At 45.3% G+C, this 15,443-nt stretch carries 13 protein-coding genes and 3 tRNA genes; 7 read left to right on the top strand and 9 right to left on the bottom strand.

Annotated elements, in window-relative coordinates:
• Positions 1-136: 136 nt before the first annotated feature.
• Together MD535_RS15335 and MD535_RS15330 are read left to right on the top strand one after the other, a co-directional pair.
• A complete protein-coding gene (locus tag MD535_RS15335; protein ID WP_265675900.1) occupies positions 137-679 on the top strand; it encodes an outer membrane beta-barrel protein in 543 nt (180 codons plus the stop codon).
• Positions 680-830: 151 nt separating this feature from the next.
• Positions 831-1,379 (top strand): hypothetical protein, encoded by a 549-nt coding sequence (locus tag MD535_RS15330; RefSeq protein ID WP_265675899.1) that lies wholly within the window; start codon positions 831-833, stop codon positions 1,377-1,379.
• On the opposite strand, the gene MD535_RS15325 is transcribed toward MD535_RS15330, so the two are convergent.
• The 3 genes from MD535_RS15325 to MD535_RS15315 form a co-directional block, all read right to left on the bottom strand.
• Entirely contained in the window at positions 1,380-2,312 is a 933-nt protein-coding gene (locus tag MD535_RS15325) for a YeiH family protein (protein ID WP_390902942.1), read from the bottom strand.
• A 121-nt stretch (positions 2,313-2,433) separates the two neighbouring features.
• The gene (locus MD535_RS15320) at positions 2,434-4,308 is read right to left on the bottom strand and encodes an MFS transporter (RefSeq protein ID WP_265675898.1); all 1,875 of its coding nucleotides are present in this window, start codon (positions 4,306-4,308) and stop codon (positions 2,434-2,436) included.
• 17 nt (positions 4,309-4,325) lie between these two features.
• Complete coding sequence (locus tag MD535_RS15315) at positions 4,326-4,916, bottom strand: TetR/AcrR family transcriptional regulator (protein ID WP_265675897.1); 591 nt, start codon at positions 4,914-4,916, stop codon at positions 4,326-4,328.
• Positions 4,917-5,180: 264 nt separating this feature from the next.
• Between MD535_RS15315 and MD535_RS15310 the strand changes: the two genes are divergently transcribed.
• The 3 genes from MD535_RS15310 (at position 5,181) to MD535_RS15300 (ending at position 8,050) form a co-directional block, all read left to right on the top strand.
• Positions 5,181-6,071: a Tim44 domain-containing protein gene (locus MD535_RS15310; protein ID WP_265675896.1), complete on the top strand. Its 891-nt coding sequence runs from the start codon at positions 5,181-5,183 to the stop codon at positions 6,069-6,071.
• Positions 6,072-6,296: 225 nt separating this feature from the next.
• The gene (locus MD535_RS15305; RefSeq protein WP_265675895.1) at positions 6,297-7,481 is read left to right on the top strand and encodes a BamA/TamA family outer membrane protein; all 1,185 of its coding nucleotides are present in this window, start codon (positions 6,297-6,299) and stop codon (positions 7,479-7,481) included.
• A 50-nt stretch (positions 7,482-7,531) separates the two neighbouring features.
• Positions 7,532-8,050, top strand: a complete 519-nt coding sequence (locus MD535_RS15300) for a GNAT family N-acetyltransferase (protein WP_265675894.1) — start codon at positions 7,532-7,534, stop codon at positions 8,048-8,050.
• Positions 8,051-8,224: 174 nt separating this feature from the next.
• Here MD535_RS15300 and MD535_RS15295 read toward each other — a convergent pair whose 3' ends face one another.
• The 6 genes from MD535_RS15295 to MD535_RS15270 form a co-directional block, all read right to left on the bottom strand.
• Entirely contained in the window at positions 8,225-8,881 is a 657-nt protein-coding gene (locus tag MD535_RS15295) for an outer membrane beta-barrel protein (protein WP_265675893.1), read from the bottom strand.
• A gap of 165 nt (positions 8,882-9,046) precedes the next feature.
• A complete protein-coding gene (locus MD535_RS15290; RefSeq protein WP_265675892.1) occupies positions 9,047-9,457 on the bottom strand; it encodes a helix-turn-helix domain-containing protein in 411 nt (136 codons plus the stop codon).
• A 183-nt stretch (positions 9,458-9,640) separates the two neighbouring features.
• On the bottom strand, positions 9,641-10,183 hold the full coding sequence (locus tag MD535_RS15285; protein ID WP_265675891.1) for an outer membrane beta-barrel protein: 543 nt from the start codon (positions 10,181-10,183) through the stop codon (positions 9,641-9,643).
• A gap of 220 nt (positions 10,184-10,403) precedes the next feature.
• A tRNA-Tyr gene (locus MD535_RS15280) sits at positions 10,404-10,488 on the bottom strand.
• A gap of 82 nt (positions 10,489-10,570) precedes the next feature.
• Positions 10,571-10,655 (bottom strand) — tRNA-Tyr (locus MD535_RS15275).
• Positions 10,656-10,749: 94 nt separating this feature from the next.
• Positions 10,750-10,834: transfer RNA gene (locus MD535_RS15270), tRNA-Tyr, on the bottom strand.
• 397 nt (positions 10,835-11,231) lie between these two features.
• Between MD535_RS15270 and MD535_RS15265 the strand changes: the two genes are divergently transcribed.
• Both MD535_RS15265 and vexH read left to right on the top strand, forming a co-directional pair.
• Entirely contained in the window at positions 11,232-12,320 is a 1,089-nt protein-coding gene (locus MD535_RS15265) for an efflux RND transporter periplasmic adaptor subunit (RefSeq protein ID WP_265675890.1), read from the top strand.
• Positions 12,320-15,433, top strand: coding sequence for a vibriobactin export RND transporter permease subunit VexH (gene vexH, locus MD535_RS15260; protein ID WP_265675889.1), 3,114 nt, complete (start codon positions 12,320-12,322; stop codon positions 15,431-15,433). The genes MD535_RS15265 and vexH overlap by 1 nt, the downstream gene beginning before the upstream one ends.
• The last annotated feature ends 10 nt before the right edge of the window (positions 15,434-15,443 follow it).

The raw sequence follows: 15,443 nt of genomic DNA, 5'->3' as shown, positions 1-15,443 counted from the left end.
TACCTCGAATAATACGGAATGTAGGCAAAAGTGTAGATCAAAATAAAAAAGGTGAATAGTCAAAAAGTAGATGGTCCTCTTTTAATCGTTCGCCCTGCGAAATACTAGGGGAAGCCAATAAAATGAGGTATGTAACATGAACAAAGCAACCGTTGCTTTTTTATCACTCTCTGTTGTATCAACGCTTAGCCAAGCGGCCACAATGAAAGATTTTTTTTCAGGCATCACGGTAGGCGCAGGGTATGCAACCGACAACAGCCATGGAAGTACGTTACAAGGCTACTCGGTTTTCTCTCAAGGCTATCTCGTCCCCTCGCTAAAAGAGAGCCTATTTACTGATTTTCGAGTCACAACAACATCAGGAAATTTGAGCTCTAACTCCGATGCTGAGAAAAAGTATGGTCACTCGGTTGATTTAGACCGATATCAAGCTGCTATCGGTTATGGGATGCCCTATCACGTTTCAAACTCTGTCGTGGTTAAGCCTTATGTTACTGCTGGTTGGTCGTGGGATAAGATAAAAGGAAGCGGACAAAACGAAACTAATAATAGCTTTGTTGCTTCAGTCGGAGTGAAAGGGGAATTCAACGAGCACATTATGACTGGTGTTAGTTACTCAAAAGAAACGAACGGATTCAAGTCTGGTCAATGGTTGGTCGATGTTGGTTATCAATTTTAGAGATTTAGATAATGAGAGATAGAGAGCCGACGGCATAGTGGCAAAAAGATGGATGGTACCCCAAAAAAGTGAAGACTCCCAGTATCGGGAGTCGTTCAGACTTCAGTGGTACCAATTGAAAACAATCGCAATAAATCAATAGGTAACAAGAATGCACTTTAGAACCATTTTTATCTTGGCTGTGACCGCAATTATTATGACAGGTTGTGCAACCGCACCCCAGTTGTCTCGTTCGGAGTGGCACCAAGTCACGACGCGTCATTATGATGGAGTGACAAAAAACCAAGCACTTGATGCCGCCCGATCGGTTTTAGAAAAATCTGATCATGATTTCGAATTTACGTACCCTGATGACCAATTGTCTGCGAGCCGAGAGTGGTGGAGATATGTTATTTTGTCGACGCAAAACGGGGCGGATAACTGGATAGTAAAGGCGTATGAAGCCAATGGGGGAGTGGATGTGAAAGTGAGCATTGGACGTCAAGAAGGCGCAACGATGCCCGCTATCACATCGGAGGGGGATTTTGTTTCGATAGAATCAATCGCATTGGGTAAACCGGTAACCAACCCTAAAGTATATGAGTTCTTTTTTAAGCGTTTAGACTCAGAATTGGATCACACGATACCTTGGCTATCGTGTGATGATTTCGACATAGCTAACAAAGACGCGGGTTATCTTTGCGGTGTAACTTCTGATTAACTACGCAAAACCGGTCATCAGCCAACCCAACGAAATCGTCGAAATCAATAGCCACAGAGTAACACCAAAGATCATGGGTTTACTTCCGGCTTGCTTGAGTTTATCAACAGAAATGCTGCAGCCAATCAAAAATAAGCACACCACCAATAACTGTTTCGAAAGTGCGAAGATGCTTTGGTAGGCGACGTCAAATTGTGGAAAGTAGTCACTAACTAAAATCGCGGCGCAATAAAACACAATGAAGTAAGGGATGGTGATTTTCTTTTGCTTACTGCTAAAAATCAGTGCGCTAATAAAAGCGACAGGCACAATCCATAGCGCGCGAGCTAATTTAAGCGTGGTTGCGGTTGTCAGGGCTTCTTCACCATACGCCGATGCTGCCCCTACAACAGAAGAGGTATCGTGGATGGCGATGGCCGCCCATGTACCAAAGGTGTGCTGATCAAGCTGTAACGCATGACCAATGACTGGAAATACAAACAGAGCCACAGAATTAAGCACAAATACGGTGGCGAGCGCAATGCCAATCTTTTCGTCATCGGCATTAATCGCGGGCGCGACAGCGGCGATGGCGCTTCCGCCACATATCGCCGTCCCGGAGGCAATTAAATATCCGGTTTGTTTTTCAACGCCCATACGTTTGGCAAGAAACCAACCGACGATCAGCGTACCAAAAATGGTTGCAACGATAATGCCGATACCATGGCTGGTGGCTTGAATGGCCTGATCGAGATGAATCCCAAACCCCAGTCCGACAATAGAATAGGCAAGCAACGTTTTGGTAAATTTCGCTAATGGCAACCCGCGTGGAACTAAGCTGAAGGTTGTCAGCAGAAAACCCAGTATCAACGCAATTGGCGATGATATCCAAGGGGTGAGACAAACAACTAAGGCTAGAAAAAACAGCGGAGACGATCGAAGCAAGGTCAGCATAGGTAACCGTAAAAAATAGGATGGCGAATATCAGTATCGCCATCCTATCCTTATTTATTGGATAGAAAAATCTTATATTAATGAACTAGCGTTCAATAATACTGAACATGTAGCGTGTTAATCAGCGATATTGACCACGCAGCGTCGAGACTTTCTCGAACATCACTTGGCTGCTTGCTTCTCTCGGTTCTACCGGTTCACCCGTTTCAACTTCCAGTTTCGCTCGGAATCGATTGGGTAGACCTTTACAAGCACGACCTTTGTGACGACTGAAATAACTGCCCCATAGCCCTTTGAGTGCCATTGGGATGACGGGTGCGGGAGAGCGCTTCATAATCAAGTTAACACCACGCATAAACTCGTTCATCTCACCATCAGGGGTCAGACGCCCTTCTGGGAAAATACACACCACTTCACCTTGACGTAATGCCTCTTCAATTTCACCAAAGGCTCGGCGAATTGAACCTTGTTTCGTCGCAGAAATAGGGATGACGCCTAACCCTTTAAAGAAGCGACGTGCCGGTTTAAAGTTGGCGTAATCTTCTTCCATAACAAAGCGCATCGGGCGTGGACAGGCTGCCGTTACCACAACGGCATCCATATAGCTGACGTGGTTGCAAACAATCAACGCGCCGCCTTCTTTTGGGATGTGGTGAAGGTTCTTAAGATTGACTCGGTAAAGCATTGCCGTTAGGCCGCGGACGATCGAGCAAACGACAAATACAGGCGCTTGTCGAAACAAGTAAACCGCCATCGCGAAATTCAATAATGCTAGAACGAGAAACAGTTGTACGATCGTTAATTCGAGTACCGACAAGGTGACGATACCCAAAACTGCGCTGCCCACCATAAACAGTGAGTTGTAGATATTAAGTGCGGCAATCACTCGAGCGCGCTCTGTTTCTTTCGCTTGTTGTTGCATTAGTGCGTAAAGCGGCACAATGAAGAGGCCACCAGAAATGCCCAGCAGCAGCAAGAAGCCAAAAACAGGCCATAAAGCTGAATGTGCGACAAATGCAGAAAAACCATCAAACAGCGGTAAATCACTCGGGACAGCGTAAGCCATGAGCGCCCCAAAAATGGTGATACCAAGGCTACCAATTGGCACGATACCAATATCAATGCGGTTTCTAGACATCTTGTCACACAGCATAGACCCTAATGCGATGCCAACAGAAAATAGCGCCAATAAAAAAGAAACCGCCGCTTCGTTGCCCATAAGATGGTTTTTAGTGAAGTTTGGGAATTGAGTTAGATAGGTTGCGCCCAAAAACCAGAACCAACTGATGGCCATGATGCATTGAAACACCACACGATCTTGATGAGCAATTTTCAGCGTTTCTTTGGTGTGTTTAATTGGCTGCCAACGAAACTTCAAATTAGGGGCACTGGCGGCCGCTTCAGGAATGTAGCGACTGGATAGGTAACCCGCAATAGCAAAAATGACGACACTCGCTGCAGCGACGTAGTTGGCATGCTCAGCTGACGCAATTAGCCCGGCACCTAATGTCCCTACAAGAATGGCAATAAACGTTCCCGTTTCAACGAGAGCATTGCCGGAAAGGAGTTCATTAGGCTTTAATTGTTGAGGTAACAACGCGTATTTCACGGGACCAAAGAAGGCCGATTGGGTGCCCATCAAAAACAGTAAAAAGAGCAAAATGCCATAGCTTTGTGTGATAAAACCAATCGCCCCTAAGCACATGATGGCGATTTCAATCAGTTTTACTTTACGAATAAACCATGATTTTTCGTATTTGTCTGCAAGCACGCCCGCGGAGGCCGAAAATAGGAAAAAGGGCAGGATAAACAGACCCGCAGCGAGGTTAATAAATAAGTTAGTCGACACCGGTAGTACTTGGGGGCCGGCAAACGCAACGAACAATAACAATACATTCTTAAAAATGTTGTCATTGAAAGCGCCAAAAAATTGAGTAATGAAATAGGGTAAAAAGCGCCTTTGTGAGAGCAAAGAGCCTGATGTCGAGTGTGGCATTGCCGTTCCTTGTGGTGTTACCAGCTTTGTAGGTATTTCGAGATAAGGTCTCGAATAAGCTCGTTGCCGTCGATAGGTTCGGCAGAGAAAAATTTATCATCAACACTCAGTAACGTAATACCGTGTACGCCTGCCCATAGCACGCGACTGGCTTTTAGTATTTCGGAGTGTGATTTATCAGGTCTATGAACAGAGAGTAAGCCTTCAAGCATTGCGGTCATTCCATTGATACGCTGTGCTTGCCATTCAGGCAGGCGGTCACCATTCATATTATGTTCAAAAATCAATTGCCAACGGTAAGGCGATTGCTGGGCAAAATCGTGATAGCAAGCCGCTAAAGCATAAAGCGCTGCTTCTGGGTTTTGAGCATGATCAACCACACTTTTTGCTTCACTTGATAAGTCATCAAGTGTTTCGGCAACGGCTCGTAACAGTAGAAGGTTATAACTGCCAAAAACATTAACCAAAGTGCTTGGTACATAACCGATCAGCGTAGCGATCTTTCGCAGGCTAAGCGTGTGATGTGAGTTTTCGTTAAGGTAGGTTTTGACCGTGCTAAGTGTTAGCTGGACAAGCTCTTCCCTTGTATGATCGTTTCTACGGGCCATGATAGTGATAATCGAATTGAACACAGTTCACTATTTTAGAGTGAGGTACTAGCAGCGTCAACTGATGAAGCCTTGTATGAGAACAGAGAAACGCGAATTCAATAGATGAAACTCACGTTGTTTGCAACAAACGTGCAATATTCTGAAACAAGTCGGATCATATGATGCTTTCCTTTAGTGCTAAGCTCAGTATATGATTCGTTAACCATCGTATTCCCTACCGCAGAGTTTACGATATTACGTAACAATAAAAAAAGGTACAGAATGAAACGTTTATTCTCTTTCATCGCGTTACTCGTACTTGCAGTAACGGTGAACCCTGTTGCTGAAGCGAAGAAATTCGGTGGCGGTAAATCGTTTGGGAAAAGCTTTAAAACGGCGCCAGCGCCAAAACAACAAAAGCAAAATACCAACACGGTAAGACAAGATCAAAATAAAGCGGGTAGTAAGAAAGGCCTGATGGGTGGACTGCTAGGTGGTCTTCTTGCTGGTGGCTTGCTAGCGGCATTCTTTGGCGGCGCATTTGAAGGTATCCAGTTTATGGATATTTTGATTATGGGCCTGATCGCCTTCGTTATCTTCAAACTAATGAGGCATTTACTTGGCGCGAAGCAGGGCAGTATGAACCAGCAGCGTCAGCAGCCTGCATTTGGCGGTAATGGCGCACGTAACCCGTTTGAGCAAAAGCAGCAAACACAACAAAACTTTCAAAGTTTTGAGCAGCCTCAGAATGCGGCTACAGGTGGTGGTTTTGGCGCTGCGGGTCAAAGCGATATTCCTCACAATTACCCACCGGGATTTGATGCTGCAGCGTTCTTAAATGGCGCTCGTGAGCACTATCGAATTCTGCAAGGTGCGTGGAACCATAATGAGCTGCATACTATTGAAGAGTATGTATCGCCAAGCTTGCTACAAGACTTAATGGCCGAGCGCGCTAAGCTTGAAGGCGAACAACACACTGACGTGATGTACGTTGATGTTGAAATTGTACGCGGCGATTATGATGCGAATAAAGCTCAGCTAAGCCTACAGTTCTCAGGTCGTTATCGTGATGCGGCAGAAGGCATTGAGGAAGATATCGAAGATATCTGGCACCTAGAGCGCGACCTAACGGCGCAGAATGCACCATGGTTGATCGTCGGTATTCAAGGTTAAGATTACTTCAGTCATTGACCACTTTCTCTACGAGAGTTAAGTGTTTGAGTTACGACGACTAGCAATGAAACCGTGGCAAAAGGCCACGGTTTTTTTTTACCTAACATCTGTCGTTTTATTATCGTTGCAGCAATTAACTGGATATTTGCACGCCTTGAAACTTTTTCCCGTATAATTCTGCCCATTGTTTTGTCCTAATCTGTGATGAATTTAAGAACTCAATCTATGCGCAACCTATTTTCTACTGTTCTTTTTGGCTTCTCCTTTATCGGTATTGGTTTTATCGGCAGCTTTCAGGTTGCCGCAGCGCCTAAAGAAGTTGTTCCCCTTTTTGAATCCAAGCCAAACCCAACCACCGATGCGCTAGATAAAGTGCTGGATGTGTTCGGTGCTGAATCGGAATACGATTCATCAAAAGGCTTAAATTCAAGCTATATTCCGGCGGTGTTTTACAAACCAGAACAAGGATTAGGACTAGGGTTGCTGTATGTCGGGTTATATGGTGACGAAACGGATGGTACTGGGCAGCCTTCATCTTTGGTTGTGAATCCGTATGCCTCCTCAAATGGCTCTGCGGGGATCACACTAAGTAATAAGCATTTTTATAATGGCGGCGATAATCGTCTTTATACCGATCTTAAAATTTTCGATGATGCGGCCACATACTACGGTCAAGGCTATGACAATGGTCAGCAAGACGGTAATCTCGTCAATTTTAAAGAACAGGTCATAGATATTAAGCCGACTTGGCTTAACCGTGTTTCCGGTGATTACTTTATTGGCTTTGGCGGTAACATCAAATCGGTCAAGCCGCATGAAATAAAGTCTGACACGCCTACTCAAGAGGGGGTGGCATCGGAGCTTACCGACAATACCAGTTATGGGCTGTTTGTATCGAATGTGTATGACTCACGCGATAACGTCACCAATGCTTCTCGAGGCACGTTGTTGCAAGCTGATATTGGCTTGTATCACGACACCACCAACTCAGAAAACTTTGGCAAATATTCAATAAAGGCATCGCAGTATTTAGCATTAGCTCCGATGCCAGGTTTGCTTGCGTGGCAAGTTCAGGCCAATTTAACGTCGGGTGAAGTACCATGGAATCATCTTCCGGATCTCGGCGGTTCAGATGCGATGCGTGGTTACATTCTTGGACGCTACCGTGACAACCAAATGATGATGGGGCAAGTTGAATACCGATTACCTGTGTATTGGCGTGTCGGAGTCGTATTCTGGGGGGCGGCAGGTACCGTTTCCAATGATGTGTCAGGGTTGTGGGACAATACTCTCGCGAGCGCAGGGACAGGCTTTCGATTGAAGATTAAAGATACCGTGAATGTTCGTGCTGATATTGGTTATGGTGAGCATGGTGGTACGTTTTACTTCCATGTCAACGAGGTGTTCTAAACGGACTAGATAGCCCGTTCATGTGGGTACGTATTTACTAGGAAAAAGCGATGGAAGGCATACAAGTAACCTTGCTTCATCTTGATGATTGTGCGGCGCTGCTGGCATTTGAAACAGAAAATCAAGCGTGGTTTGAACAGCATGTTCCACCCCGTGAGGATGGCTTTTATTCTTTAGAGGGCGTAAGAGCTCAGACGCAAGAGTTCCTTCTTTATCATCGCGCTGGTTTAATGCTTCCTATGCTAATTAAGACGGCAAGCGGGGATATTTGCGGTCGTATTAACGTTAACGTCAAAGAAAGCACACCAACAATGGCCGAGATTGGTTATCGCATTGGACATGGTTATCTTAAGCAAGGCATTGCCTCATCGGCGCTTCAACAATTGCTGCAGCAGTTACGCAACTCTAGCGCATTAACGGAAGTTTGTGCACATGCTGTGACGAGCAACTTGGGGTCTAGGAAAGTTTTAGAAGGGAATGAATTTAAGGCTGTTAAGCACATTAAAGCTTTCGCGAAAATCAATGACCTTGATGTCGATGTGATTCAGTATCACAGAATGCTGAATTGATTGCATAAAGTTCGATGTTGTATTGTGAGAATATGCAGTCGTGCAAGTTGGCATGGTGTACGGCGTTGATAGCGTTCCATGCTATCTAATCTATTTAATGTTTAGTGACACAAACTCATGTTGATTTGTCCAATGTTATACTGCCGATTGAATAGTCGTTGAATGATGGTGGCGTTAGAATTTATACCCCATTGTTAATGTCCAAGACGTACCTAGTCGGGTATCCAGATAGAGGCCAATAGGGGTGTTTAAGCGTGCACCTAGTGCCATATAAGAGGCGGTGTCATCCAGTTTATGGTTATACCGTTCATGGTTAATTCCCGTGTCTATATACCCACTAGATGAGCCAGTTGTATGTTTAACGCCCAGTGCCACGTAGGGTTTCAAATCATAGCTGCCTGCAATGAAAGCGTACCCTAATTCTGCCTCAACATTGACTACGTCTATGTCAGCTTTTGCTTCTCGGTAGTAGCGAGCATGATCGAGCCCTATCGTGTGCGTCCCTTTAACGTCGTGGCTAAGTTTACTGTATCCCAAGTTTAACGAGATAATTCGGTTGAAGTCATAGCCGTATTCTATTTTGAATCCGTTTAAAGGGTCGTTATGGTCGACCGTTTGAGGGTACTGGGTGTGCCAGTCATCAATAGTAGTAAAATGCAACGTACTCTGTATTTCTGTTCCTTGGTCTATTCCCAAACCAATACGATGACCAGAATAGTCTCGATCTACCCCCAACGTTTTGTTAGATGCTAGTGACGAGTCTGCATAACTTAACGCGCTATTCGCCATTAAAGCTAGAACCAGAGGGGGGAGGGTGACGGCTAATTTCATGTATGTGCTCCGATATTTCATCATATAAATGGCACCGAGTGTGCGCTATGGATGAAGATCCTATCAGAGCGAATGTCCGTAATTTGGAAAGTAGTACGAGCTAGTATCCTTAAGTTGGATGAGTGAAGCTGGTGTCACCTCATTTAGCCATACCATGATTGGTCGCTAGGGTGTGTTTTGATCTCGCTTTTGCAATGAAGTATAAAATTTGGAAAGGAATTCAATATCTTCTTGTGGAGCGGAGAGCATCACATCAAGGAACTTTAGCGTACTGGCGGGTAATGGTAATTGTCCACCATGGTGTCGCTCCAGGTTCGTCATCGGAAACAATTGAAGTATGCTCACGTCTAAGGCCTTTGCAATTCGGTAGAAATCTTGAATAGTGAAATGGCTTTGTGCATCACGATCCATCTTTTCATATAGACCCGAACGTCCAATTCCGGTTTTTTTTGCTAGGGCGTTTTTAGAGAGCTTGGCTTGCACCATCAACGCTTCAATTCTCTCTATCACCATTTTTCGAAATATGGCTTCTTCTAAGCCAAAAAATTCAAAACCTTCTGTTTCAATCTCTGCCATGACCATTGTCCGTATTTCTGCAAACACTCATCTAATACTATCTGAATTACGGATATTGCAAACAATAAGTTTGTCCCAAATCCCAAATAACGGTGACTACTCCGATAATTAGCAGACTCCGCGATGAGTGTTTTTTCGTCGTCAGCGACTAAAAGTTAAACGCTCTTAGCTAATAGCTATTAGCTAAAAATTAAACTTTGCCCCTAGGTTGGCAGAAGACGTATTGTAGACAGCAATGTTGTGGATCTCGTAGCTTGCTTGAATAGCAAAGTTTGGGGAAATATCGTATCCAGCGCCCAATCCATATACCGAAGCGGTATCAGATACCGCGGTATCATCAGTGGTAACGTTAGTGCTTATTTCTGAATTGATTTTATGAAAACCGAATTTAGCCAGCGCATAGAAGTGATCACCGATGTAAAGCTTTGGCAGCACGTTAACACCATAAGAGGTCATAGACAGTTTATAGTAGTCGCTGCCGATGGATTCTGTTGTCGAGCCTAAGTTCTTGTATTCAATTTCGGTACCAATCACGAAAAAGCTGCCAATAGGGAAGTCGTATCCACCATTCACGGCGTAGCCATTTTCGACCTCATTGCTGGCCACAAACGCTGCGTCATAATTCATCTTTGAGTAAGCGGCGCCAAGATAAAAGCCTTCGCTCGCCATGGATGATGCAGACACAGAGCTTATGATCAAGGAAAGTGCTAATAGTGTTTTTTTCATTCTGATTTCTCATTGGATGTTGTTATTAGGATATGAGAGATCTTATCATCGAACATTCAAGAATTGCTGTAAGCGAAAGTAAGCTAAGTTGTTGTATTATTTTACATTTCTTACAATACAAGGCGCGCTATCTTGTTTGGTGCAGAGTGCTAGATTAGTGATAATATTTGATTATATTCAGACGAAAAAAAACCGACTCTAAGAGTCGGTTTTTTCTGTATGGTGGAGGGAGATGGATTCGAACCATCGAAGGCAGAGCCGTCAGATTTACAGTCTGATCCCTTTGGCCACTCGGGAACCCCTCCAGGGTGTTTTATACTTGTTTCACTGTTTTCCCAAAGCAGCAACTCAAGTGCGTTTATCTGGTTATCACCAAGTAAACTAATATGGTGGAGGGAGATGGATTCGAACCATCGAAGGCAGAGCCGTCAGATTTACAGTCTGATCCCTTTGGCCACTCGGGAACCCCTCCAGGGTGTTTTATACTTGTTTCACTGTTTTCCCAAAGCAGTCACTCAAGTGTGTTTATTCGTTAATAACAGAGTTAGTAACAAGCAAACTAAATATGGTGGAGGGAGATGGATTCGAACCATCGAAGGCAGAGCCGTCAGATTTACAGTCTGATCCCTTTGGCCACTCGGGAACCCCTCCAGGGTGTTTTATACTTGTTTCGCTGTTTTCCCAAAGCAGCAACTCAAGTTCGGAGCGAATCATAGCAAACTCCGCAAAGCTGTAAAGTTTTTTCTTGGCATTTTGAACTGAATGATGTCTTTTTGGACAGAGGTGCCTAAAAAGGCAGGTTTATGCTCTATTTATTAACCACTTCGCTACAGGGCGCGCTGATTTTTCTTGCGAATGAGCACAATGAATGGGTTAGGTTTACTCACTACTCCCCTTAGTCGTGTCATTTTGTTTCATTTTCTTGCGTTGTTTGTAACGGCGCAATGTTTGTAAACAAAAACTCAATTTAGGATTTACACTTCTTGACGTTATGTGGCTCATAAGTCGCTAGAATATCAATTAGTTTCTATATAAAAAGACAAATACGATGAAAAATAAAACAATAATCGGTTTGCTGGCACTGTCTATTCTTAGTGCTTCTTCTGCAAGCTACGCAAAAAGGTCTCAAGGATCGCAAGCTATCTCTGTCGTGACCGAGACGGTGGCCGTTCACCAAGTGTCTCAATCGTTATCCTTGGTCGGAAAGTTGGAGGCGGATCAATCGGTCATTATTGCTTCTGAAGTGTCCGGCATTGTTGATCAAATTCGCGTATCGGCGAATGAAAAGGTGCCAAAAGGGCAGGTCTTGATTTTGCTTAATGACGACAAAGCCGTGGCTTCTGTCGCAGAAGCAAAAGCCTATTTACGTGACCAAAAACGTATTTTGGCTGAGTTCGAACGCCTTGCATCGAGTAATGCCATTACTAAAACGGAAATTGATGCGCAAAAAACCAACGTAGACATTGCCAACGCTCGTCTAGATGCGGCGAACGCACAGCTCAATGACCTGCATATTGAAGCCCCGTTCTCAGGTACGGTTGGCTTAATTGATTTTAGCCGTGGCAAGTTAGTCAATGTGGGGACAGAGCTACTCACGTTGGATGATTTATCTATTATGCAGCTTGATTTACAAGTCCCTGAACGATACCTGTCAATGCTTGAAAAAGGTATGCCAGTCACGGCGAAAACCTCGGCGTGGGGCAATCGCTTATTCGAAGGTGCGGTCGTTGCAGTGGACACGCGAGTAAACCAAGAAACGTTGAACCTTCGCGTGCGTATCCATTTTGAAAACCAAGAGAATCGATTAAAGCCCGGCATGCTCGCTCAGGCGAACATGGCTTTCCCGCCTATTGAAGCACCGATTATTCCTGTTCAAGCTCTTGAGTATTCAGGCACCAAACGCTTTGTTTATGTGATTGATGAAAATAGCAAGGCGCATCGTACTGAGGTCATTTTGGGGGCTCGTGTAGGTAACCAAGTGGTGATCGAAAAAGGGCTAAAGATTGGTCAGAGAATTGTCGTGCAGGGCATTGTTAACATGCGTGATGGTTCTGCCGTTCAGGAAGTGAAATCGGAGCCTACAGCACAGCGCACTGAAAAGCGCACCGAACTCGTTAGTGAGAAGGAAGTCAGCTAATGCTTTTATCTGATATTTCAGTTAAGCGTCCGGTTGCCGCTATCGTACTGAGCTTGTTGTTATGTGTATTTGGCATTGTGTCATTTAATAAACTTGCTGTACGTGAAATGCCGGACATCGAAAACCCAGTGGTGTCGATTTCCACTCGTTATGAAGGGGCGTCAGCCACCATCATTGAAAGCCAGATCACCTCCTCTATTGAAGATCAACTCTCTGGTATTAGTGGTATTGATGAAATAGAGTCGGTGACTCGAAATGGCATGTCACGAATTACCGTCACATTTGAGTTGGGTTATGACCTGAATACCGGCGTGAGTGATATTCGTGATGCAGTGGCGCGAGCCCAGCGCTCCCTGCCCGATGAAGCTGATGATCCGTTGGTGTTTAAAAACAATGGTAGTGGTGAAGCGTCGGTCTATATTAATCTTAGCTCGTCGGTGATGGATCGAACCCAATTGACGGACTACACCAACCGAGTATTGCTGGACCGGTTTAGTCTTATTTCCGGCGTGAGCTCGGTGGACATCTCTGGTGGCTTGTACCAAGTGATGTACATTAAGCTCAAGCCTGCGTACATGGCTGGGCGAGGGGTGACCACCTCTGACATCACCGCTTCGCTACGATCTGAAAATATTGAACGCCCCGGTGGGGAAGTGCGAAATGATGCGACGGTGATGTCGGTTCGTACTGCCCGGTCATACAACTCCCCGGTAGATTTTGAATATTTGGTGGTGAAACGCGCCAGTGACAATACACCGATTTACTTGAAAGACGTCGCCGATGTGTATATCGGCGCAGAGAATGAGAATTCCACCTTTAAGAGTGATGGTGTGGTTAACGTCAGCATGGGCATCGTGCCACAGTCGGATGCGAACCCGCTGGAAATGGCTGACTTGGTGCATAAAGAAGTGGAACGTATGCAGCAGTTTCTGCCGGAAGGGACTCGCTTAGCCATTGACTATGACTCAACCGTCTTTATCGATCGCTCCATTTCTGAGGTGTACAGCACGCTGTTTATCACCGGGTGTTTGGTCATATTGGTGCTCTACATCTTTATTGGTCAAGCCAGAGCCACGCTGATACCCGCCGTGACGGTACCCGTATCTTTGATTGCGTCGTTTATTGCCGCCTATTTCTTTGGCTTTTCCATCAATTTGATCACGTTAATGGCGTTGATTCTCTCTATTGGCTTAGTGGTGGATGATGCCATCGTGGTGGTGGAAAACATCTTCCACCATATCGAGAAAGGCGAGCCGCCACTACTTGCTGCTTATAAAGGGACGCGCGAAGTGGGGTTTGCCGTTATCGCCACCACATTAGTGCTGGTGATGGTGTTTTTACCGATTTCATTCATGGACGGCATGATAGGGCTGCTGTTTACCGAGTTCTCTGTGCTGCTAGCCATGTCGGTGATCTTCTCATCTTTGATTGCTCTCACTCTTACGCCGGTATTAGGAAGTTCGATTCTAAAAGCGAACGTGAAACCAAATCGTTTCACACAATGGGTAGATTCAGGCTTTAGAAAATTAGAGCGTGGTTATAAGCGAGCGCTTGGGCAAGCCTTACGATTTCGTTGGCTCGCGCCAGTGGTGATTTTAGCCTGCGTTGGCGGCAGTTATCAGTTAATGCAGCAAGTACCTGCTCAGTTAACACCGCAAGAGGATCGTGGGGTCATCTTCGCTTTTGTTCGTGGTGCGGATGCCACCAGTTACAACCGAATGGCAGCGAATATGGACATCGTAGAAGAGCGCTTAATGCCGTTATTAGGGCAAGGTTTCTTAAAGTCATTTAGTATTCAATCACCAGCGTTTGGCGGCAATGCCGGTGACCAAACGGGCTTCGTTATCATGATCTTAGAAGATTGGAACGAACGTGATGTCACTGCGACGCAAGCGCTGGGAGAGGCTCGAAAAGCCCTCGCTGGGATCCCTGATGTTCGTGTGTTCCCGTTTATGCCAGGCTTTAGAGGCGGGTCGAGCGAGCCAGTACAATTTGTCATTGGCGGTTCAGATTATGCGGAATTGCAAAAATGGGCAGATTTACTTGAGCAACGCGCTGACGCCTCACCGATGATGGAAGGCGCGAGTACTGACTACTCTGAGAAAACACCAGAGCTGGTGGTGACCATCGACCGAGAGCGCGCAGCAGAGCTCGGGATCAGTGTTGAAGATATCTCCGACACGCTGGAAATTATGCTTGGTGGTAAAACAGAGACCACCTATGTCGAGCGTGGTGAAGAATACGATGTCTACTTGCGAGGGGATGAAAATAACTTCAATAACGCCGCAGATTTGAGCCAAATTTACATGCGCACTCAGTCCGGCGAGTTGGTGACGTTAGATGCCGTGACTGATATTGAGGAAGTGGCATCCTCTACTCGTTTATCGCATTACAACAAGCAGAAATCTATCACCATCAAAGCGAACCTTAAAGAAGGGTATACATTAGGTGAAGCGTTGGACTTTATGGACCAACAGGCCATAGAGATGCTACCGGGTGATATATCGATTAGTTACGCCGGAGAGTCGAAAGACTTCAAAGAAAATCAATCGAGTATTTTCGTGGTGTTTGCATTGGCGTTATTAGTGGCTTATTTGGTACTGGCTGCGCAATTTGAAAGCTTTATTAACCCGCTTGTGGTGATGTTTACCGTCCCGATGGGGGTATTTGGCGGTTTCCTAGGCTTACTGATTATGCAGCAAGGGCTCAACATCTACAGTCAGATTGGTATGATCATGCTTATTGGTATGGTGACCAAGAACGGGATCCTTATTGTAGAGTTTACCAATCAGTTAAGAGACAAAGGTATCGCGTTTGAGCAAGCCATCATTGATGCATCGGCAAGGCGACTGCGTCCAATCTTAATGACGGCATTCACTACGTTAGCTGGCGCGATCCCGCTGATTGTTTCCACTGGGGCGGGTTATGAAAGCCGAGTGGCGGTAGGTACGGTCATCTTCTTTGGGATGGCGTTTGCCACCTTAGTGACGTTATTCGTGATTCCAGCGATGTACCGCTTGATATCCGCGAAGACACAATCGCCGGGACACGTTGAAGCTGAGTTGAATAAAGCATTGGAAAAAGATGTGAAAGCACGAACCAGTCATGGTTAATTAACGGATA

Source organism: Vibrio qingdaonensis (assembly GCF_026191675.1).
Lineage (GTDB): Bacteria > Pseudomonadota > Gammaproteobacteria > Enterobacterales > Vibrionaceae > Vibrio > Vibrio qingdaonensis.
This window is presented reverse-complemented; position numbering and strand designations above follow the sequence as displayed.

Excerpts from the sequence above, each read along its gene's own strand:
- MD535_RS15315 (WP_265675897.1), bottom strand. The coding sequence starts at position 4,916 with ATGGCCCGTAGAAACGATCATACAAGGGAAGAGCTTGTCCAGCTAACA.
- MD535_RS15320 (WP_265675898.1), bottom strand. The coding sequence starts at position 4,308 with ATGCCACACTCGACATCAGGCTCTTTGCTCTCACAAAGGCGCTTTTTA.
- vexH (WP_265675889.1), top strand. The coding sequence starts at position 12,320 with ATGCTTTTATCTGATATTTCAGTTAAGCGTCCGGTTGCCGCTATCGTA.
- MD535_RS15325 (WP_390902942.1), bottom strand. The coding sequence starts at position 2,312 with ATGCTGACCTTGCTTCGATCGTCTCCGCTGTTTTTTCTAGCCTTAGTT.
- MD535_RS15295 (WP_265675893.1), bottom strand. The coding sequence starts at position 8,881 with ATGAAATTAGCCGTCACCCTCCCCCCTCTGGTTCTAGCTTTAATGGCG.
- MD535_RS15285 (WP_265675891.1), bottom strand. The coding sequence starts at position 10,183 with ATGAAAAAAACACTATTAGCACTTTCCTTGATCATAAGCTCTGTGTCT.
- MD535_RS15330 (WP_265675899.1), top strand. The coding sequence starts at position 831 with ATGCACTTTAGAACCATTTTTATCTTGGCTGTGACCGCAATTATTATG.
- MD535_RS15265 (WP_265675890.1), top strand. The coding sequence starts at position 11,232 with ATGAAAAATAAAACAATAATCGGTTTGCTGGCACTGTCTATTCTTAGT.
- MD535_RS15300 (WP_265675894.1), top strand. The coding sequence starts at position 7,532 with ATGGAAGGCATACAAGTAACCTTGCTTCATCTTGATGATTGTGCGGCG.
- MD535_RS15335 (WP_265675900.1), top strand. The coding sequence starts at position 137 with ATGAACAAAGCAACCGTTGCTTTTTTATCACTCTCTGTTGTATCAACG.
- MD535_RS15310 (WP_265675896.1), top strand. The coding sequence starts at position 5,181 with ATGAAACGTTTATTCTCTTTCATCGCGTTACTCGTACTTGCAGTAACG.
- MD535_RS15305 (WP_265675895.1), top strand. The coding sequence starts at position 6,297 with ATGCGCAACCTATTTTCTACTGTTCTTTTTGGCTTCTCCTTTATCGGT.
- MD535_RS15290 (WP_265675892.1), bottom strand. The coding sequence starts at position 9,457 with ATGGCAGAGATTGAAACAGAAGGTTTTGAATTTTTTGGCTTAGAAGAA.